At 67.1% G+C, this 17,909-nt stretch carries 18 protein-coding genes and 1 pseudogene; 11 read left to right on the top strand and 8 right to left on the bottom strand.

What is annotated here, in order from left to right:
- Positions 1-166: 166 nt before the first annotated feature.
- From VRZ77_RS12925 to aqpZ, 3 genes and pseudogenes are all read left to right on the top strand, one after another.
- Positions 167-1,156, top strand: a complete 990-nt coding sequence (locus VRZ77_RS12925) for a zinc transporter ZntB (RefSeq protein ID WP_414593065.1) — start codon at positions 167-169, stop codon at positions 1,154-1,156.
- Positions 1,157-1,223: 67 nt separating this feature from the next.
- Positions 1,224-1,565 carry a hypothetical protein gene (locus VRZ77_RS12920; RefSeq protein WP_414593064.1) on the top strand — a complete coding sequence of 114 codons (342 nt, stop codon included), beginning with the start codon at positions 1,224-1,226 and terminating at the stop codon, positions 1,563-1,565.
- A gap of 77 nt (positions 1,566-1,642) precedes the next feature.
- A pseudogene (gene aqpZ, locus VRZ77_RS12915) lies at positions 1,643-2,186 on the top strand (aquaporin Z); the annotation flags it as partial.
- An 87-nt stretch (positions 2,187-2,273) separates the two neighbouring features.
- Here aqpZ and VRZ77_RS12910 read toward each other — a convergent pair.
- Positions 2,274-2,870, bottom strand: a complete 597-nt coding sequence (locus VRZ77_RS12910) for a superoxide dismutase (protein ID WP_414593063.1) — start codon at positions 2,868-2,870, stop codon at positions 2,274-2,276.
- A gap of 301 nt (positions 2,871-3,171) precedes the next feature.
- Here VRZ77_RS12910 and VRZ77_RS12905 point away from each other — a divergent pair, with 301 nt between their 5' ends.
- On the top strand, positions 3,172-4,266 hold the full coding sequence (locus VRZ77_RS12905; RefSeq protein ID WP_414593062.1) for a hypothetical protein: 1,095 nt from the start codon (positions 3,172-3,174) through the stop codon (positions 4,264-4,266).
- Positions 4,267-4,453: 187 nt separating this feature from the next.
- Here the strand turns inward: VRZ77_RS12905 and VRZ77_RS12900 are convergent, their stop codons facing one another.
- Together VRZ77_RS12900 and msrB are read right to left on the bottom strand one after the other, a co-directional pair.
- The gene (locus VRZ77_RS12900; protein ID WP_414593061.1) at positions 4,454-6,565 is read right to left on the bottom strand and encodes a S9 family peptidase; all 2,112 of its coding nucleotides are present in this window, start codon (positions 6,563-6,565) and stop codon (positions 4,454-4,456) included.
- On the bottom strand, positions 6,562-7,002 hold the full coding sequence (gene msrB, locus VRZ77_RS12895; RefSeq protein ID WP_414593060.1) for a peptide-methionine (R)-S-oxide reductase MsrB: 441 nt from the start codon (positions 7,000-7,002) through the stop codon (positions 6,562-6,564). Before msrB ends, VRZ77_RS12900 begins: the two co-directional genes overlap by 4 nt.
- A 346-nt stretch (positions 7,003-7,348) precedes the next feature.
- Between msrB and VRZ77_RS12890 the strand changes: the two genes are divergently transcribed.
- A complete protein-coding gene (locus tag VRZ77_RS12890; RefSeq protein WP_414593059.1) occupies positions 7,349-7,768 on the top strand; it encodes a MucR family transcriptional regulator in 420 nt (139 codons plus the stop codon).
- Positions 7,769-7,830: 62 nt separating this feature from the next.
- On the opposite strand, the gene VRZ77_RS12885 is transcribed toward VRZ77_RS12890, so the two are convergent.
- The gene (locus VRZ77_RS12885) at positions 7,831-8,094 is read right to left on the bottom strand and encodes a hypothetical protein (protein ID WP_414593058.1); all 264 of its coding nucleotides are present in this window, start codon (positions 8,092-8,094) and stop codon (positions 7,831-7,833) included.
- A 190-nt stretch (positions 8,095-8,284) separates the two neighbouring features.
- On the opposite strand from VRZ77_RS12885, the gene VRZ77_RS12880 reads away from it, so the two are divergent.
- Together VRZ77_RS12880 and VRZ77_RS12875 are read left to right on the top strand one after the other, a co-directional pair.
- Positions 8,285-8,641, top strand: coding sequence for a helix-turn-helix domain-containing protein (locus VRZ77_RS12880; protein WP_414593057.1), 357 nt, complete (start codon positions 8,285-8,287; stop codon positions 8,639-8,641).
- Positions 8,631-9,188, top strand: a complete 558-nt coding sequence (locus VRZ77_RS12875; protein WP_414593056.1) for a DUF6456 domain-containing protein — start codon at positions 8,631-8,633, stop codon at positions 9,186-9,188. Before VRZ77_RS12880 ends, VRZ77_RS12875 begins: the two co-directional genes overlap by 11 nt.
- A gap of 6 nt (positions 9,189-9,194) precedes the next feature.
- Here VRZ77_RS12875 and VRZ77_RS12870 read toward each other — a convergent pair whose 3' ends face one another.
- Positions 9,195-9,626, bottom strand: coding sequence for a SufE family protein (locus VRZ77_RS12870; protein WP_414593111.1), 432 nt, complete (start codon positions 9,624-9,626; stop codon positions 9,195-9,197).
- A 175-nt stretch (positions 9,627-9,801) separates the two neighbouring features.
- Here VRZ77_RS12870 and dcd point away from each other — a divergent pair, with 175 nt between their 5' ends.
- Positions 9,802-10,359, top strand: coding sequence for a dCTP deaminase (dcd, locus tag VRZ77_RS12865; RefSeq protein WP_414593055.1), 558 nt, complete (start codon positions 9,802-9,804; stop codon positions 10,357-10,359).
- Between the two features lie 25 nt (positions 10,360-10,384).
- Here dcd and VRZ77_RS12860 read toward each other — a convergent pair whose 3' ends face one another.
- Together VRZ77_RS12860 and VRZ77_RS12855 are read right to left on the bottom strand one after the other, a co-directional pair.
- Entirely contained in the window at positions 10,385-11,464 is a 1,080-nt protein-coding gene (locus VRZ77_RS12860; RefSeq protein WP_414593054.1) for a WcbI family polysaccharide biosynthesis putative acetyltransferase, read from the bottom strand.
- 108 nt (positions 11,465-11,572) lie between these two features.
- On the bottom strand, positions 11,573-12,337 hold the full coding sequence (locus VRZ77_RS12855; RefSeq protein WP_414593053.1) for a FadR/GntR family transcriptional regulator: 765 nt from the start codon (positions 12,335-12,337) through the stop codon (positions 11,573-11,575).
- A 242-nt stretch (positions 12,338-12,579) separates the two neighbouring features.
- Between VRZ77_RS12855 and VRZ77_RS12850 the strand changes: the two genes are divergently transcribed.
- Both VRZ77_RS12850 and VRZ77_RS12845 read left to right on the top strand, forming a co-directional pair.
- Positions 12,580-14,262, top strand: a complete 1,683-nt coding sequence (locus tag VRZ77_RS12850; RefSeq protein WP_414593052.1) for an L-lactate permease — start codon at positions 12,580-12,582, stop codon at positions 14,260-14,262.
- An 89-nt stretch (positions 14,263-14,351) separates the two neighbouring features.
- Entirely contained in the window at positions 14,352-14,963 is a 612-nt protein-coding gene (locus tag VRZ77_RS12845; RefSeq protein ID WP_414593051.1) for a LysE family translocator, read from the top strand.
- Here the strand turns inward: VRZ77_RS12845 and VRZ77_RS12840 are convergent.
- Positions 14,946-15,476 carry a YcgN family cysteine cluster protein gene (locus VRZ77_RS12840; protein WP_414593050.1) on the bottom strand — a complete coding sequence of 177 codons (531 nt, stop codon included), beginning with the start codon at positions 15,474-15,476 and terminating at the stop codon, positions 14,946-14,948. The genes VRZ77_RS12845 and VRZ77_RS12840 overlap by 18 nt on opposite strands.
- 183 nt (positions 15,477-15,659) lie before the next feature.
- Between VRZ77_RS12840 and VRZ77_RS12835 the strand changes: the two genes are divergently transcribed.
- Positions 15,660-17,867: a transglycosylase domain-containing protein gene (locus VRZ77_RS12835; protein ID WP_414593049.1), complete on the top strand. Its 2,208-nt coding sequence runs from the start codon at positions 15,660-15,662 to the stop codon at positions 17,865-17,867.
- The last annotated feature ends 42 nt before the right edge of the window (positions 17,868-17,909 follow it).

The following is a 17,909-nucleotide window of genomic DNA, read 5'->3' as shown; positions in this document are numbered from 1 at the left end:
CTTTCGCGGTGCGCTCCGGCCGGAATGGCCGTTTGTGAGGGTGAAGCTACGCCGTGCCGGACGAACCCAAACTGAACCGGCTGTTGCAAAAGGTTCATCAAACTGAACGATTGGCTGTGGGCTTATTCATCGCCCGTTCATGGTCTCGGTTCGCGGAGCCTCTCGATTGCCGGATTACGATAGCGAGGGGCTGATCTCGGCCTGGGCCTTTGACGGGCAGGGCGGGGCGCGGCGGCTTTCCTGGGAAGAGGTGCGCGGCGGCTGCCGGGTCGGCGACGGCTCCTTCGTCTGGATCAGCCTGCAATTGATGGAGCGGCGGCGCCAGCCCTGGCTTCAGGCCGATGCCGGCATCGAGCCGGGAATCGCGGAATCGCTCACCGCCGAGGAGACGCGCCCGCGCTGCCTGCTGTTCGACAGCGGCGCGTTCCTCAACCTGCGCGGCATCAACCTGATGCCCTATTCGCTGCCCGACGAGATGCATTCGATCCGCTTCTGGGTCGAGCCGACGCGTATCATCTCGGTCCGCACCCATGCGCTGTCGGCGGTGGCGGATTTCGAGGACGCCCTGGCGCGCGGGCGGGCGCCGCGCACGCCGGGCGAATTCATCGCCGACCTGTCGCTGCGCCTCGTCGACCGCATGGACACGGTGATCACCACGCTGGCGGAGCAGGCGGACGAGCTGGAGGAGAACGTCTTCAACATGACGCTCTCGGCGCTCAGCCCGAAAGTCGCGGAGTTGCGGCGCGTCGCCATCATCCTGCGCCGCTACATCGCCCCGCAGCGCGAGGCGCTGAACCATTTTTCCATCGAGGACGCCGCCTGGCTGACCGGGCGCGACCGCAACCGCCTGCGCGAGGCGGCGGACCGGGTGACGCGCTTTGCCGAGGAGCTGGATTCGGTGCGCGACCGCGCGGCGGTGATCTATGACCAGATGGTGGAACGGCGCGCCGAGCAGATGAACCGCTCCATGCTCATTCTCGCCGTGGTGACCGTGGTGTTCGCCCCGCTGACGCTGATGACCGGGCTGATGGGCATGAATGTCGGCGGCATTCCCGGCTCCGACGATCCCGCCGGCTTCTGGACCGTGACGGTACTCGCGACGCTTTCCGGCGTCGCCATGGCCGTCGGGCTGTTCCGCTGGGCGCGCTGGATCTGAGCGCATGGAACGGCGGCCCTTGCCGGCGTAGAATGGCGTGCCGGCAGTGGCTGGTGGGAGTTCGATCATGCGCGTGAGCACAATGCTTGCCGCCGCCGTGCTGGCGGCCGGGCTCGGAGGGGCGGCGGAAGCCTACGAATTCACCGGGACCTTTCCCGGCGGCGACTGCACGGCGATGGCGCGGAGCATTCCGCCCTCGAAGCTTTGGTACGGTCATTTCACCGGCCAGCGTCAATGGGGTCTCAATCTCAACCGTCTCGACACGCGCACCGTCTCGGGATGCTTCCGCACGCGCGCGGAGTGTGACAACTGGCTTTATCAGTGGCGCTCGGCGTTCCAGTACAATTTCTGGAACGATTACTGCGTGCTGAGCGACCAGCCGCGCCCGCGCCGGCCTTATGCCGGCTGAGAGCGCGGCCCGCGCGCTGACGGAGTTTTCCTGCCTGAAAGCGGGCGGTGCTTCGCGACGCCGAGCCTTCGCCTCTCTCGGTGCTGACCATGGCCTATGCCGTCGGCCATATTTCCGGGGGTGTTTCCCGTGACGGTCGGCCTCTGGTCCGCGGGACGCTTCCCGACAGGCAATGTCCTGCCTTACGTGGTCGCGCAGGTGGTGGCCGCGATCGCCGCCGCCGCCGTGCTCTACGTCATCGCCTCCGGCCAGGCCGGCTGGGTGCCGGGTGGCTTCGCGTCCAACGGCTATGGCGACCTCAGCCCCGGCAAGTACAGCCTCGGTTCGGCGTTCGCGATCGAGGTGCTGCTGACGTTCTTCTTCCTGTTCATCGTCATCGGCACCACCTCGAAGGGCGCGGCGGTGGGCTTTGCCGGCATTCCGATCGGGCTGGCGCTGGTGCTCATCCACCTGGTCTCGATCCCGGTGACGAACACGTCGGTGAACCCGGCGCGCAGCACGGGGCCGGCGCTTTTCGCCGGTGGGGAATATGTCGGCCAGCTCTGGCTGTTCTGGGTAGCGCCGATCCTCGGAGCGGTGATTGCCGGCTTCGTGGCGCGCTGGCTGCACGCTGACGACTGACCGCCCTCACGGCGGAGCGTCCCTGAAACAGGAAGGCCGCCGGCACGGGGTGCCGGCGGCCTTCTTCATGCAGGCTGGAAAGCGGGGTCAGACCGCCTTGGAATACAGCTCGGCTACGTAGTCCCAGTTCACCAGGTTCTCGACGAAGGCCTTGAGGTAGTCCGGGCGACGGTTGCGGTAGTCGATGTAGTAGGAGTGCTCCCACACGTCGACGCCGAGGATCGGGGTGGCGCCGGTGACCAGCGGGCTCTCGCCATTGGCGGTCTTGGCGACGATGAGCTTGCCGTCCTTCACCGCGAGCCACGCCCAGCCCGAGCCGAACTGGGTGGTGCCGGCCTGGATGAAGTCTTCCTTGAACTTCTCGACCGAGCCGAGGTCCTCGACGATCTTCTTCTCAAGCTCGCCCGGAATGGCGCCGCCGCCATTGGGCTTCATCCAGTTCCAGAAGTGCAGGTGGTTGTAGTGCTGGCCGGCATTGTTGAACAGGCCGGCGTTCTTGCCGAAGGAACCCTTGACGATCTCCTCCAGCGACTTGCCTTCCCACTCGGTGCCCTTCAGCAGGTTGTTGCCGTTGTTCACATAGGCGAGGTGGTGCTTGTCGTGGTGATATTCGAGCGTCTCGCGCGACATGTACGGCGCAAGTGCGTCATAGGAATAGGGCAGGTCGGGCAGCGAGAAGGACATTTCAGCTCTCCGCAAAATGAAATCCGGCCGGCCGCAGCGCGGCTTTCCCGACGGATGCGGGGCGCACCGCGCGGGATCGGCGTTGATTTAGATAGGTCGGTCCGGGCTCACCGACAACCAAAAGTGTCGCTTGCGACGAAATGCCTGCCGATTGATTGGGGAAAGTGCCGTTTCCGGGCGCCGTGCCTCAAGAAAGCCGCTTCATCCGTGCAGGCGCACCGTAGAGCTTTCGTAAAGTCTGTCCTAGACGTAAAGTCGCGTAGAAAAAGCCGACGGCGAATCGGCTCGGCGGAGTTTCTTTATGGGTGCAGTCATCATCGGCGTCGGCGTTGCGGTTGCCGCCATCGGTATCGTCCTGGGTGCTATTGGGTTCGGCTCGTCCGAGACAACTTCCGGGGCTGCCCTGTTTACGGTCGGCAGTATTGTCTTCGTCGGCGGGCTGGTGCTTTTCGCGCTCGGCTCCATTCAGCGCGCAGTCGTGGATGTTGCCAACAAGCTGGACGGGGTGCTGCACTTCGAGCCGGAAGAGGAGCATGGCGGGCTGAGCGGCCCTGACGGGCACCTTGACGGGCACCTCGCCGAGCACCCGGTCGAGCGCCCATTGGCCGCCGCGCGCCACGAGGCGCCCGAGGAGGCGCCCGCGCCGGTGGTGCCGCCGCTGCGGCTCGACCCGCTGCCGCCCGTGCGCCCCGCCGCCCCGGAGCCTGCCCCGGTGAGCGCGCGCCTGCCCGAGCCCGAGCCGGCCCCCGCGCCGGTCGTGGACGAGGAGAAGACGGCGTCCGGCGGTCGCGGCCTGCCGTCCTGGTTCCGCCGCAAGCCGGCGCCCGAGCCTGAGGCCGAGCCCGAGATCGTGATCGAGGAAACGGTGGTCGAGATCGAGGAGCCGGCTCCTGCGCCTGCACCCGTCCCGCCGCCGCTGAGTTCGGAGAGCCTGCGCCGCGAGGTGCCGTCCTTCCTGCGCGAGGGGCTGAGCCGGCCTTCCGTCGAACGCCCCTCCACGCAGCGCGCGTCTACCGAGCGTATGTCCACCGAGCGTCCGGTGCCGCCGGCTTTCGGCGACGAGCCGTTCGAGCCGCGCCCGCCGCTGCCGGAACGCCGTCCGTTCACGCCCTTCGCCTCGGCACCGCCGCCCCCGCCGCCTCCCGCGCCGGAGCCGGTGGCGGATGATACCCCGACCTTCCTGAACGTCTCCGACCTGCTGGATGACCCGGTCGAGGAGACCCCCGAGGAGCCGCCGGTGACCCTGCTCAAGGCCGGCGTGATCGGGGGCATGGCTTACAAGCTGTATTCCGACGGCTCGATCGAAGCCGATCTGCCCGATGGCACGCTGCGTTTCGCCTCACTGCAGGATCTGCGCGATCACGTCGCCGCCAGCTCCGCCAAGCCTGAAGGCTGAAGCGCGGAGCAGCCCGGTGCAGGCAGCGCCGTGACGACATGAAAAGGGAGAGTGGGCCTTGGGCGCGCTCTCCCTTTTTCGTTGGCCCTGCCGGGGGCGAGGCAGACCTCAGGGCCCGAGTGAGACCTGCGAGCCTGAGGTCACGCCCGCTCAGCGCCGGTCGACGAAACGACCGGGGCCGCCATTGTCAGTCCGCGGGGAGGGCCTTCGCCACCACCAGCGCGAAGGCATAGACCAGTGCGGTTTCTTCCAGCCGGTCGAAGCGGCCGGCCGCGCCGCCATGGCCGGCTTCCATATTGGTCTTGAGCAGAAGCGGACTGGCATCCGTCTTCAGCTCGCGCAGCCGCGCCACCCATTTGGCCGGCTCCCAATAGGTCACGCGCGGATCGGTGAGGCCGGCGAGCGCGAACAGGGCCGGGTAGTCCTTCGCCGCCACATTGTCATAGGGCGAATAGGAGCGGATGCGATCGAAAGCCGCGGGATCGGCGATCGGGTTGCCCCATTCCGGCCATTCCGGCGGGGTGAGCGGCAGCGTGTCGTCGAGCATGGTGTTGAGCACGTCTACGAACGGCACTTCCGCCACGATGCCGGCGAACAGATCGGGCCGCAGATTGGCGACCGCCCCCATCAGCATGCCGCCGGCCGAGCCGCCATGAGCGACGATGCGCGCAGGCGAGACGATGCGCTCGGCAATGAGATGCTCGGCGACCGCGATGAAGTCGGTGAAGCTGTTAGTCTTATTGGCGAGCTTGCCCTCGCGATACCAGCGCCAGCCCTTCTCGGTGCCGCCGCGAATATGGGCGATGGCATAGACGAAGCCGCGATCCACCAGCGACAGGCGCGAGGTGGAGAAGCCGGCGGGGATCGAGATGCCGTAGGCGCCATAGCCATAGAGCAGGCACGGGGCGGAGCCGTCGAGCGGGGTGTCCTTCGAGAACAGCAGCGACACCGGGACCAACTCGCCATCGGCCGCCGGCGCCAGCACGCGCCGCGTGACGTAATGCGCGGGATCGTGGCCCGAGGGCACTTCCTGCCGCTTGCGCAGCACGCGGGCGCGGGTGGCGAGGTCGTAGTCCCAGACCTCGGCGGGCGTGGTCATGGAGGAATAGTTGAAGCGGATCTCGGTCTTGTCGAAGCCGTAGCCGGGATCGAATCCGAGCGAATAGGCGTCCTCGGCGAAGGCGATCTCGTGCTCGGCGCCGTCGGCGAGCGCGTGCACCACGATGCGCGGCAGCCCGTCCTCGCGCTCCAGCCGCACCAGATGGTCGCGATAGGCGCTGTGCGACAGGATGAGCCGGCCGGCGCGGTGGGGCACGAGGTCGCGCCAGTGCGCGCGGCCGGGCGTGGCGAGCGGGGCGAGGACGATCTTGAAGTCCTCGGCGCCGTCGGCATTGGTCTCGATGACGAGGCTTTCTACGCCCGCGATCGCCGGGTGATGCTCGACGCCGTAACGCAACCCGACCTCGCGCGGCTCGACCAGGCGCGGGGCCTCAAGCGGGGCGTCGAGGTCGATCAGGCTGATTTCGCTGGTCTCGTGATCCCCGCAGGAAATCAGGCCGAAGCGGCCGGACTGGGTGCGGCCCAGAGAGACGAAGAAGCCTTTGTCGGCCTCCTCATAAATCAGCACGTCCTCATCCGGCGTGGTGCCCAGGCGATGGCGGTAGACGAAGCTCGGGCGATGCTCCTCATCGCGGCGGATGTAGTAGAGAAAGGCGCCGTCATTGCTCCAGAGCACATCGCCCGTGGTCTCGGACACGGTGTCGGCAAGGTCGGTGCCGGCGGCGATGTCGCGCACACGCAGCGTGTAATACTCCGAGCCCGCCTCGTCCGCGCTCCAGGCCATGCGGGTCTGGTCCGGCGAGCGGCGGGCGTCGCCGAACTGGAAATAGGCCTTGCCGGCGGCGAGCGCGTCGCCGTCGAGCACGATGGTCTCCTCGCCTTCAGCGCCGGCCGGACGACGGCAGATCAGCGGATGCTGCCCGCCCTCGCGGAAGCGGGTGAAGTACTCGAAGGCGCCGTCGCGAGCGGGGACGGAGGCGTCATCCTCCTTGATGCGCCCGCGCATCTGCGCGACCAGCGCCTTGCGCAGCTCGGCATGGGGCGCGAACCAGGCATCGGCCGCCGCATTCTCGGCCTCCAGATGAGCGCGGATATCGGGGGCGAGCACGGAGGGATCGCGCATCACCTCGCGCCAGTTCTCCGCGCGCAGCCAGGCATAGGGATCGCTCAGCGTCTCGCCATGGAACACGCGGACCAGAGGAGCGTGGGCGGCTTCGTCCTTCACCTGCGCGACGCTCATTTCGCGGCCTCGCCCGCATCCGGCGTGAAGTTCATGGCGACGCCGTTCATGCAGTAGCGCAGGCCGGTCGGGCGCGGCCCGTCCGGGAAGACATGGCCGAGATGGGCGTCGCAATTCGCGCAACGCACCTCGACGCGGTGCATGCCGTAGGAGTGGTCGTGATACTCGGCCACCGCCTCGGCGCTGACCGGGCGGAAGAAGCTCGGCCAGCCGGTGCCGGATTCGAACTTGGCGTCCGAGCGGAACAGCGGCTCGCCGCAGCACACGCAGGAATAGGTGCCGGCCTGCTTCTGGGAGAGGTGCGGGCCGCCGAAGGCGCATTCGGTGCCATGGCCGCGCGTTACGCGATACTGCTCCGGGGTGAGCTGGGCGCGCCATTCCGCATCGGTCTTCACCACCCTGGGCCGAGGGGGACGAGAGGCGGGATCCTGAATCATGGGAATGTTCCTTGATGTATGGCACCGAGATAGTGTCACGCGGTGGTCACTTCAAGCCTTGAACCGGGCACTGCGCCCAAGCGGCGAGTGGTTTGGCGGTGCTCGGGGGCATTCAGCTTGGCCTATTGCAGCGTGACGCTGCGCAACACGTCCGGTGACGCAGTTATTGGCCGTGCGCGACCGAAAATTTCTTGGACATGGTTCACAATAATTCTATTGGACGAATTGTATGCCCGTGAATAATCAACTACGCTGAAATTATGCGTATTGTCGTGCAATGTGATGGCGTGTAACGCGACTCGCTTGCAGACATTCGTGATTTTCGATGTCATTAGAAGATTGAGCCATGAACGAAGCCACGGACGCCGACAATTTTATCGAGCTCGCGGCGGATATCGTCTCCGCCTATGTGAGCAACAATTCCGTTTCCGCGAATGATCTTCCGGCCCTTATCAGCGATGTGCACCTTGCGTTGCAGCGCGTGGGGCGTGGCGAGGTCGAGGTGGTGGCCGAGCCGCTGAAGCCGGCGGTGCCGGTGAAGAAGTCGGTCATGCCGGAATTCATCGTGTGCCTGGAAGATGGCAAGAAGTTCAAGTCGCTGAAGCGCCACCTGCGCACGCAGTATGACATGACCCCCGAGCAGTATCGCGAGAAGTGGGGCCTGCCGGCGGACTATCCGATGGTGGCGCCGAACTACGCGGCTGCGCGCTCGGCGCTCGCCAAGCAGATGGGCCTGGGCCAGCAGCGCCGCCGTCCGCGCCGCTGATCTCCGCCTTCATCGTCATCTGACGTTCAAAAGGCCGTTCTGCGCAAGCAGGGCGGCCTTTTTCATGTGCGGTGCGGCCGGTCGACGGGGCGCTCCGATTCCGCGAGCAGCCGGCACAGCGCGGCGTGGCGGGTCGCGTCGTAGCCGAAACCGGCGCGGGCGGCCCGGCGTTCGGCGCGCAGCAGCCGGCGCAGGCTGGCGAGTTTCTCCTTGCCCGTGCCGCCGAGAAACGGGCGTAACGCCTCCGCCCGCGCGGCGATGGCGGCCTGTGGGTCTTCCATGCGCAGCGCGCGTATGCCGCTGCGCCTTGGCCTTGCCTGTCGCATCGATCCTCCTTCGGGGTTGATGCGGCGATTATCCGGCGAGGCCGCGCGGGTGCGGATAAAAATCCTATTCCCTTTATGAAAATCGCAAATGAGGCGGCGGTAGCGCCGGATTGGGTAAAAATCCTTTCTTGTTCTTGCGGCTATCGTGGGGCATGTTAGGCTTATATTCCTTCAACCGGGAGATGTAGTCGTGCTGCATGTATCGCAATCCGCTCTCGCGCCGCCGGATGCCCGAGCTTGTCTCATCTCCGCCCGAACCGCGGCATCGGCGGCGGGCGTTCCGCTGGGCGAGCTGTTCCAACCCTCGCGGCGCAGCCGGGCCAGCGCGGGCGCGCGGGCGCTCGCCATGTATCTCGCCCATGTCGGGCTTGGCCTGCCGATCGCGCGGGTCGCCGCCGGATTCGGTCGGCATCGCTCGACCGTCGCCCATGCCTGCCGGCGCATCGAGGAATCGCGGGAGGTGTCGAACTGGGACCGGCGGATCGGTACGCTGGAGGACGAGGTGCGCCGCGCGACCAGCGGGGAGGGCGCGCGACATGACGCGTGAGCGCCGGATCGGAACGGTCGAGGTCGAACTGGACGGCGTGCGAGCCGATGTGGCGGTCGATCTCGACGAGAGCCCGCTCGCCTGGTTGGCGCGCCGGCGGGCGCGCGACGGGCGCGCACTGATCGCGCCGGTTCAGCTTCTGGCCGGCGAGCGGCTGCGCGCGGATTTCACCCGCGCGCAGATGATGCCGCGCATGAGCGCCGACTGGAGCGGGGTCGGAGGCTCCGGCGGGCGGCGGGCGGCGCCGGGCATGAACCTGTCGGAGGTCGCGACGGCCGCCAAGCAGCGGCTCTCCAGGGCGCTGGAAGCGGCCGGGCCGGAATTTTCCGGGCTGCTGCTCGACGTGTGCTGTTTCCTCAAGGGGATGGAGCAGGTCGAGCGCGAGCGCGGCTGGCCGGCCCGCACGGCGAAGATCGTGCTGGGCCTCGCACTCGACCGGCTGGCGCGCCATTACGGGCTTGCCTCCGAAATACGTGGGCCGGAGCGGGCGCGGCTGCGAAGCTGGTCGGCTTCCCCCGGCGGCGCGACGGGAGCGGCGGGACCTTAATCCCGCTCAGTGCGCGGGCGTGGCGAGCGCGCGCACCGCATCAGCGCGGATGCGCTCCACCATGGAGCGCAGCCCGTTGGAGCGCTGCGGCGTGAGATGATCCTTGAGGCCGATGCGGCCGAACACCGCGGCGGGATCGATCGCCGCGATTTCCGACGCCGACCTGTCGGAATAGAGCGCCAGCAGGATCGCGATCAGCCCGCGCACGATATGCGCGTCGGAATCGCCGAGGAAGCCGAGATGCGGGCCCTCGGGCGCGGGCGTCGCGCGGCTCACCAGCCAGACCTGGCTGGCGCAGCCCTGCACCTTGGTGGCATCGGTGCGCTCCTCTTCCGGGAACGGCGGCAGCGTCCGCCCCAGCTCGATGAGATAGCGGTAGCGGTCGTCCCAGTTATCCAGGAGCTCGAAATCCTCGATGATGTTGTCGATCTTTGACATCGCCTGCTCATGGATGGTGCGCGTTCCGGGCATATAGGGTCGGTTGACGGGCATGTGCAATGGCCGCGGTCCGCTGGTCTCGCCCGTGGACGCCGGACATGTTACCCATCATGACGTTGTGCCAGTCTTTGTGGCGTAAGACTTTGTCGCGTAAGATGTGGGAGGGCCGTGGGCCTTGATCCTGACCGACCGGGACCTTCAAGACGCGCTGCGCGAGGGAACGCTCAGCATTCTGCCCGCGCCGCCGCCGGAAGCCTATGCGCCGAACGGCGTCGACCTGAGGCTCGACAGCCGGCTGACGCTTTACAATCCCCCCGCAGAGGGTGAAGACCCGGTGATCGATCCCGCCGGGCCGGGCTATTCCTTCAAGGAAGCCATCGCCGCCATGGCCGGCGATATCGAGATCGGTGAGGACGGTTTCGTGCTCGATCCCGGCCGGCTGGTGCTGGGCTGGACCTGGGAAAAAGTGGATCTCGACCCTCGCGCGCGCCTTGCCGCCCGCGTCGAGGGCAAGAGTTCGCTGGCCCGGATTGGGTTGATCGTGCATCTGACCGCGCCGACCATCCATGCCGGCTCTACCGGGCGCATCCAGCTCGAAATCATCAATCTCGGCCCGCGCCCGATCCGGCTGCGCACGGGGATGAAAGTGTGCCAGCTCATCGTCGAGCAGACACTCGGCGTGCCAGAGCGCGCTTATGGCGGCCAATTCGCCGGCCAGCGCGCGGCGGGGTGAGGCGCGGCGGGTCGGGTGCGACGCGTCACTTGTTCCGGGTGACGCCCAGCACGTTGGTCTGCTGGTCGCCTGTCGCTGCCGCCAGCAGCGCGTCCCGGCCGACCTTGCGGTACATCGCGTAGCTGCGCCGCACGAATTCCGCGTGGCTCAGCGCCTTGCCGCGATTCCACATCAGGGACGGGGTGGCGTGGGTCTTGCCGTGATGCTTCATCAGGAGCGAATGGACCGGCCAGATCGGACCGTTGAGGAGCAGGTTCGGCGTCAGCTCGTGATCGTAGCCCGCCGGGGGAAGGCCTTCCGCGCGCAGGAACTGGTCGGAGACGTGCTTCAGCAGGCGGCCCCGCGGATGATTGACCGTCATCATGAGCTGCTCGTCGCGCCAGATGTCTCTTGCGAAGGCGCAACTGCGCAGATCGGCATCCGCCTCGCGCCGTTCCCATTCGCGGAAACTCTCCTCGGCCGCCTCGAAATAGCCGAGATCGGCAAAGGTCTGCTCGTTAAAGGCTGCGAGGCAGCCCTCTTCGCTCTCCCCGGCGATGAAACTGCGCAGCGTGATGCGTGAGTGATAGTCGCCCATGGGCGACTGCACGCGCTTGCCCATGCCGCCGAGATAAACGAGATCGGGATGATCGCCGGTAAAGTGTATGGCGGTATGGGTGTAGATTTTCTTGGTATTGGAATAGCGGTCCCGCAGGTGGGCGGTCGAGATGGTCCGGAACATGTCCGACAGCTGGTGCGTGACGATGATGTCGGATTCCTCGCACAGAATGTCGAAGGCCCGTCGGAACTTGTGATAGATCAGCATCTCCACGCCAAGCACCGCTGCCTCGCAGCCCGACGCAATATGGCGGGCGAGGTTTGGCGCCTGGCAATTGCCCAGCACCAGAATGCGCGCCGCACCCGGCGCAGCGGCGGGACGGGAGAAGGTCGCCGGGGTGGAGGCGATGAGTTCCTGCACGCAGAGTTCGCGCAGCGAGCGGGCGATGCCGCCGAAGGCCGTGGGCGTTCCCGTCGGCATGGCGGGCCTTAGCGTGTAGCGCGGCTCCGAGCGCTCCTTGATCCGCGCCTTGAACAGCTTCCTCACGCTGGAAATTCGTAACGTCATGCACGCGGTCCGCGAGGGTTCGGCCAGAATCGTTCTAAAAGAATATACGCACCTGCCAGGGAAATCGCCTGCCGGCGGCACGCATGGCCCTGGCTGATCGGGAAGGGCTCAGTTGCCGACCAGCGTCGAGCGCGTGAGGCGGCGCACCGCGAGGTTGACGCGCTCCTCGTCGCGGCGGAAGCGCTCCACGCTCTGGCCAGTATAGAGCAGATGCCGGTGGCTGGCCTCTTCTGCCGCCGCACTATCGCCCGCGATCACCGCCTGCCCGATGGCAAGGTGCTGCTTCAGCAGGTCGTCGCGGAATTCGGCGAGCGCGAACAGCTTGGTGCGGTTGAAGAAAATGTCACGGCGGAGCATTTCCGAGAACGCCCGCATGACGTGAAGAATGACCAAATTATGCGAGGCACCGTAGATCAGGCGATGCAGCACGATGTCGGCCTCGGCCTCGCGCGTGGCGTCCTGTGCCTGATGCGCGTCCTGCATTTCCTTGAGGCATTCGGCGATGGCCTGGCGTTCCGGCTCGGTGGCGCGCCGCGCGGCGAGGCCGGTCGCCTTGCGCTCCACGGATTCGCGATACTCGAAATAATCCGCGGTGACGCGCTCGCTCGATTGCAGCAGGCTGGCGAGCGGGTCGGTCAGCGGGGCGAGGAACTGCGTTACCCGCGTGCCGTCGCGGCTGGTGGCGAGCAGGCCGCGCGCTTCCAGCATCTGAAGCGCATCGCGCAGCGACGGGCGCGAGACTTCGAGCCGCTCGGCAAGGTCGCGCTCGCTCGCCAGCCTTTCGCCGGGGCGGAGCACGCCTTCCAGTATCAGCCGCTCGATATGTTCGGCGATGGTCTCGGCCAGCTTTGGCGTGCGCAGCCCTTCGCTCATGTGGCTCCTCCCTGTTTTTTACCAGCTTATCGGCATTTTCCACGGGCCGCGTCTACAACGAAGAGCTAATCGCCTAACCAATTGACTCGCCTGGTAAGAGGAATTTACCAAGCATGACTGCTTTGTAACCTCCTTCCCTCTCGGGGAGAGGGGGACCGGCTCGGCTGCCGCCGCGCCCAATCGCCGAACGCGCGCAATATACGGAGCCAAACTCCGCCGCTTGTCCCTGGAGGAGACCGAATTTGACCTGGAACCAAGTCTATGACCCGTTCGGCAGCCTGGCGCTGTCGACGCTGTTCGCTGCTGTGCCGATCGTCGTCATGCTGGTTGGCCTCGGCTTCCTGCACATGAAGGCGCATGTCGCTGCTTTCGCCGGCCTTGTGGCGGCGTTCGTCATCGCGGTGTTCCTGTTCGGCATGCCGGCCGAAAAGGCGGGCCTCGCCGCCGGCTATGGCGCGATGTACGGGTTGATGCCGATCGGCTGGATCGTGCTCAACATCATCTTCCTGCACCAGCTCACGGAAGCCAACGGGTCGTTCATCACCCTCCAGCGTTCGATCGCGGGCATCACCGGCGACCGCCGGCTCCAGCTCCTGCTGATCGCCTTCTCCTTCGGCGCGTTCTTCGAGGGCGCGGCCGGCTTCGGCACCCCGGTTGCCGTGACCGCCGCGCTGCTGATCGGCCTCGGCTTCTCGCCGCTCGCCGCCTCGGGCCTGTCGCTGATCGCCAACACCGCGCCGGTGGCCTATGGCGCGCTCGGCACCCCGGTCATCGCGCTCTCCGCCGTGACCGGCATCGACCTGATGGACCTCTCCGCGATGATCGGCCGCCAGTTGCCGTTCTTCTCGCTGCTGGTGCCGTTCTGGCTGATCTGGGCGTTCGCCGGCTGGCGCGGCATGTTGGAAATCTGGCCGGCCATCCTGGTCTGCGGCATCTCCTTCGCCGTTCCCCAGTTCCTGGTCTCCAACTTCCACGGCCCGTGGCTGGTGGACGTGGTGGCCGCCATTGTCTCCATGGTCTGCCTCATCGCCTTCCTGCGCGTGTGGCAGCCCAGGAAGATCTGGACCTCGACCGCGCTGAAGGGCCGCGAGGGCGGCGACGGCTCGGAAGGGGCGACCAGCAAGGGCGCGACCGACTTCTCCACCGCCCGCCCGACCACCGGCGCGCTGGTCAAGGCGTGGCTGCCCTGGGCGATCCTCACCGTATTCGTCTTCGCCTGGGGCATTCCCCAGATGAAGGGCTGGCTGGATGGCATGTTCATCCAGAAGTTCGAGATCACCGGCCTCCACAACATGGTGTTCAAGACGCCGCCGGTGGTTGCGACCGCTCACGCGGAAGCCGCGATGTTCAACTTCAACATCCTGTCGATGACCGGCTCGGGCATCTTCCTGTCGGCGGTCATCGCCGGCCTGATCATGGGCTTCTCGCCGGTGGCGCTGGTGAAGATCTATGGCCGGACGCTGTGGAAGGTGCGCTTCTCGCTCGCCACCATCGCGATCATGCTGGCACTGGGCTTCCTCACCCGCTACTCGGGCCTCGATGCCACGCTGGGCCTCGCCTTTGCCATGACCGGCCCGTTCTACCCGCTGTTCGGCACCATGCTGGGCTGGCTGGGCGTCGCGCTCACCGGCTCGGACACCGCCTCCAACGTGCTGTTCGGCGGCCTGCAGAAGATCACCGCCGAGCAGATCGGCCTGTCGCCGACCCTGATGGCGGCCGCGAACTCCTCGGGCGGCGTGATGGGCAAGATGATCGACGCGCAGTCGATCGTCGTCGCCTCCACCGCCACCGGCTGGCAGAACTCGGAAGGCACCATCCTGCGCTACGTGTTCTTCCACTCCGTCGCGCTGGCGGTGATGGTCGGCCTTCTGGTGACGCTCCAGGCCTATGTCTGGCCGTTCACCGCGCTGGTGATCCACCACTGAGCACGCGCGTCGCGTATTGATAACGGGCGGGGGAGGCGAGAGCCTCCCCCGTTCTGCTTCTGCGTCCCGGCGGTTAAGCAGAGTGCCGGATGCCGGGCGGGGTTGGCGGGCGCTATAGCGGCGACATGAGCGATCCGCTTCTCTTCGTCCTCGCCGTTCTCGCGCTTCTGGGAACGCCCGGTCCAACCAACACGCTGCTGGCGACCGCCGGGGCGAGCGATGGGCTGGGACGGGCGCTCATGCTCGTTCCCGCCGAGGCGGCCGGCTATCTGATCGCCATCACCACGCTCGGGCTGGCGCTCGGCCCGATGGTCACCGCGGTGCCCGCGCTTGGCCTCGCGCTGCGGGTGGCGGTCGGGTTGTATCTGATCTGGATGGCACTCAAGCTCTGGCGCGGTGGCGCGGCCAATGCCGGGGAACGGGTGATCACGCCGGCTCGGGTGTTCCTCACCACGCTGCTCAACCCGAAAGCGATGGTGTTCGCGCTCGGCGTCGTGCCGTTCGGCCATCAGCGGGTCGGGCTTTACCTCGCGGGCTTCACCGTCCTCGCCATGCTGGTCGCGTTGGGCTGGGTGGGGCTCGGCGCGGTGCTGGGGCGCGCGGCGGCGGCAGGCGGCTGCTCGCGCCTCGTGCCGCGGCTCGGTGCAGCTGCGGTGACGGCTTTCGCGGCGCTGATGCTGGGTTCACCGCTGCTGCGCTGACGGCACTTTTCTGGCGACGCTGCGGCGCGCGGCGCCGCGCGGCAGGCGCAGCGGCCAGCGCACCAGATGATCGATGAAATCGGCCAGCGGCACCTCGTCCTCCAGCGCCGCGACCCGCGAACGTACCGAGACGCCGGCGGCATGCACGCTGTCGCGGTCGCCCGAGACCAAGGGGTGCCACCAGTAGAGATCGCGCCCCTCCTCGACGAGCCGATAGGCGCAGGAAGGCGGCAGCCAGTCGAGCGCGCGCACCGTCTCGGGCGTGAGGCGCACGCAGTCCGGCACCTGCGCCTGCCGGTTGGCATAGTCGCGGCAATTGCAGTGGAAATCGTCCAGCAGCTTGCAGCCGATATCGGTATAGGCGATCGCCTCGGTGTCCTCGTCCTGCAGCTTGACGAGGCAGCAGCGCCCGCAGCCGTCGCACAGGCTCTCCCATTCGTCCGGGGACATCTGTTCGAGGGTCTTGGTCTGCCAGAATGGCGGTTCGTCGGAAACAGGCAGGCTCATCGTCATTCCATGGCGCCGGGCGTGCGCATGCGCAATCGCGGCATTCATCGCGCTTTCACCGTTCGGCAATCAAACATTAGATAGCGTCGCCGCGCTGTGATAGCGAGCCCCGTGGCCTCCCTCGTATGGTGGGGCCGGCTCCGCTATAAGGTGTGGCGGGGGCGCGGAAGCTTCTCGGAGAGGCGCGAATTGGACGACACGCCGAAGGCGGATGAACCGACGACGCCGGCCCCCGAGCCGGCCGAGGGTTCGGCGCGTGGGAAGAAGCTGAAGAATGTGCTGCTGGCGCTCGATTCCTGGATCGACAGTTCGATCTACGGGGCGGGCGTCCGGCTGCGGGCGATCTGGGAGGGCTTCGTCGCCTTCTCCGAGCGCTTCAATCTTCAGGGCCCGGCACGCTGGGGCGTCGAGATCGCGTCCGAGGGCATGACCTGGGGCGCGGTCGGCGCGGTGCTGATGCTGGCGCTCGCCGTGCCGGCGTTCCACGAGACCTCTGACGACTGGCTCAAGCGGGCCGAACTGTCGGTCACTTTCCTCGACCGCTACGGCAACGCGATCGGCGAGCGCGGCATTCGCCACAACGACACGGTGCCGCTGGAGGAGTTCCCGGACCACCTGATCAAGGCGGTGCTCGCGACCGAGGACCGGCGGTTCTACGACCATTTCGGCATCGACATCCCCGGCACCTTCCGCGCCGTGCTGTCGAATGCGCGCGCGGGCGGCGTGGTGCAGGGCGGCTCTTCGCTCACCCAGCAGCTCGCCAAGAACCTGTTCCTGTCCAATGAGCGCACGCTGGAGCGCAAGATCAAGGAAGCGTTCCTGGCGCTGTGGCTGGAGTTCCACCTCACCAAGAACCAGATCCTCAAGCTCTATCTCGACCGCGCCTATATGGGCGGCGGCTCGTTCGGCGTGGACGCGGCGGCGCAGTATTATTTCGGCAAGTCCGCGCGCGACGTGACGCTCGCCGAGGCGGCGATGCTGGCTGGCCTGTTCAAGGCGCCCTCGAAATTCGCCCCCCACGTCAACCTGCCGGCGGCGCGCGGGCGCGCCAGCGTGGTGCTCGACAATCTGGTCGATGCCGGCTTCATGACCGAGGGCCAGGTATTCGGCGCCCGCCGCAACCCGGCGACCCCGGTCGACCGCAAGCTTGACGACGTGCCCGAATATTATCTCGACTACGCCTTCGACGAGGTGAAGCGCATCGTCGACACCCTGCCCAAGGGCTATGCCGAGCGCTCCTTCGTGGTGCGCACCGCGCTCGATCCGAACATCCAGAAGGCGGCCGACACGGCGGTGCGCGACTCGTTGCGCGAGTTCGGCAAGGACTACGGCGCCAAGCAGGCGGCGATGGTGGTGATGGAACCGAATGGCTCCGTGCGCGCCATGGTCGGCGGGCGCGACTATGGCGAGAGCCAGTTCAACCGCGCCACCGATGCGCTGCGCCAGCCCGGCTCCTCGTTCAAGCCCTTCGTCTACACCGCCGCGCTGATGACCGGGAAATACAAGCCCAACACCATCGTGGTCGACGGCCCGATCTGCATCGGCAACTGGTGCCCGCAGAACTATGGCCGCTCCTATGCCGGCTCGCTGCCGCTGATCACCGCGCTGACCCGCTCGCTCAACACCGTGGCGGTCAAGCTCGCCGAGGCGATCGGGCGCGGGCGGATCGTTGATCTCGCCCATTCCATGGGCCTGCGCACCGAGCTCAAGATCACCCGCGCGCTGCCGCTCGGCGCGGCCGAAGTGACCGTGGTGGACATGACCACCGCCTATGCGGTGTTCGCCAATGGCGGCGTCTCGGTCGAGCCTCACGCCGTGGTCGAGATGCGCACCCCCGCCGGTGAGCCGGTGTGGAACTTCGCGCAGAACGCGGCCAAGCCGCGCCAGATCATCCCGCCGGAGATCATTGCCATGATCAACCCGATGCTGAACAGCGTGGTGGAGAACGGCACCGGCCGGCGCGCCATGCTGCCGGGCACCAAGGTCTCGGGCAAGACCGGCACCACCAACGCCTATCGCGACGCCTGGTTCATGGGCTTCACCGGCAATTATGTCGGCGGCATCTGGTTCGGCAATGACGACTACACCTCGACCAAGAAAATGACCGGCGGCTCGCTGCCGGCCATGACCTGGCAGAAGGTGATGGCCTTCGCCCATCAGGGCATCGAACTGAAGCCGACGCCGGGCCTCGGCAACCAGCCGGCGCCCAAGCTCGACGGCGCGGTGGCGCAGGCGACGCCGCTGGAAATCGACGGCGTGCAGCGCCCGGTCACCCTGTCGCCGGTCTCTGCCGCGCGGCTGATGAAGCTCTCCGCCCAGATGCGCGAGGCCGCCCAGCAGCCGCCGCGCCAACCCACCGCCTCGATCGATCTCGGCGCGGCGACCGGCAATAATTGACCCCTTTCCCGCCAGCCGCCCGCTAAGGGTGGCCGGCTCGTT

Origin of the sequence: Ancylobacter sp. G4_0304 (assembly GCF_047501495.1) — a bacterium.
Lineage (GTDB): Bacteria > Pseudomonadota > Alphaproteobacteria > Rhizobiales > Xanthobacteraceae > Ancylobacter.
Note: the sequence above shows the minus strand (reverse complement) of the source record. Positions and strands in the feature narration are given on the sequence as shown.

Excerpts from the sequence above, each read along its gene's own strand:
- VRZ77_RS12840 (WP_414593050.1), bottom strand. The coding sequence starts at position 15,476 with ATGACGATGAGCCTGCCTGTTTCCGACGAACCGCCATTCTGGCAGACC.
- msrB (WP_414593060.1), bottom strand. The coding sequence starts at position 7,002 with ATGATTCAGGATCCCGCCTCTCGTCCCCCTCGGCCCAGGGTGGTGAAG.
- VRZ77_RS12890 (WP_414593059.1), top strand. The coding sequence starts at position 7,349 with ATGAACGAAGCCACGGACGCCGACAATTTTATCGAGCTCGCGGCGGAT.
- VRZ77_RS12900 (WP_414593061.1), bottom strand. The coding sequence starts at position 6,565 with ATGAGCGTCGCGCAGGTGAAGGACGAAGCCGCCCACGCTCCTCTGGTC.
- VRZ77_RS12845 (WP_414593051.1), top strand. The coding sequence starts at position 14,352 with ATGCCGGGCGGGGTTGGCGGGCGCTATAGCGGCGACATGAGCGATCCG.
- VRZ77_RS12875 (WP_414593056.1), top strand. The coding sequence starts at position 8,631 with ATGACGCGTGAGCGCCGGATCGGAACGGTCGAGGTCGAACTGGACGGC.
- VRZ77_RS12885 (WP_414593058.1), bottom strand. The coding sequence starts at position 8,094 with ATGCGACAGGCAAGGCCAAGGCGCAGCGGCATACGCGCGCTGCGCATG.
- VRZ77_RS12920 (WP_414593064.1), top strand. The coding sequence starts at position 1,224 with ATGCGCGTGAGCACAATGCTTGCCGCCGCCGTGCTGGCGGCCGGGCTC.
- VRZ77_RS12905 (WP_414593062.1), top strand. The coding sequence starts at position 3,172 with ATGGGTGCAGTCATCATCGGCGTCGGCGTTGCGGTTGCCGCCATCGGT.
- VRZ77_RS12870 (WP_414593111.1), bottom strand. The coding sequence starts at position 9,626 with ATGTCAAAGATCGACAACATCATCGAGGATTTCGAGCTCCTGGATAAC.
- VRZ77_RS12855 (WP_414593053.1), bottom strand. The coding sequence starts at position 12,337 with ATGAGCGAAGGGCTGCGCACGCCAAAGCTGGCCGAGACCATCGCCGAA.
- VRZ77_RS12860 (WP_414593054.1), bottom strand. The coding sequence starts at position 11,464 with ATGACGTTACGAATTTCCAGCGTGAGGAAGCTGTTCAAGGCGCGGATC.
- VRZ77_RS12910 (WP_414593063.1), bottom strand. The coding sequence starts at position 2,870 with ATGTCCTTCTCGCTGCCCGACCTGCCCTATTCCTATGACGCACTTGCG.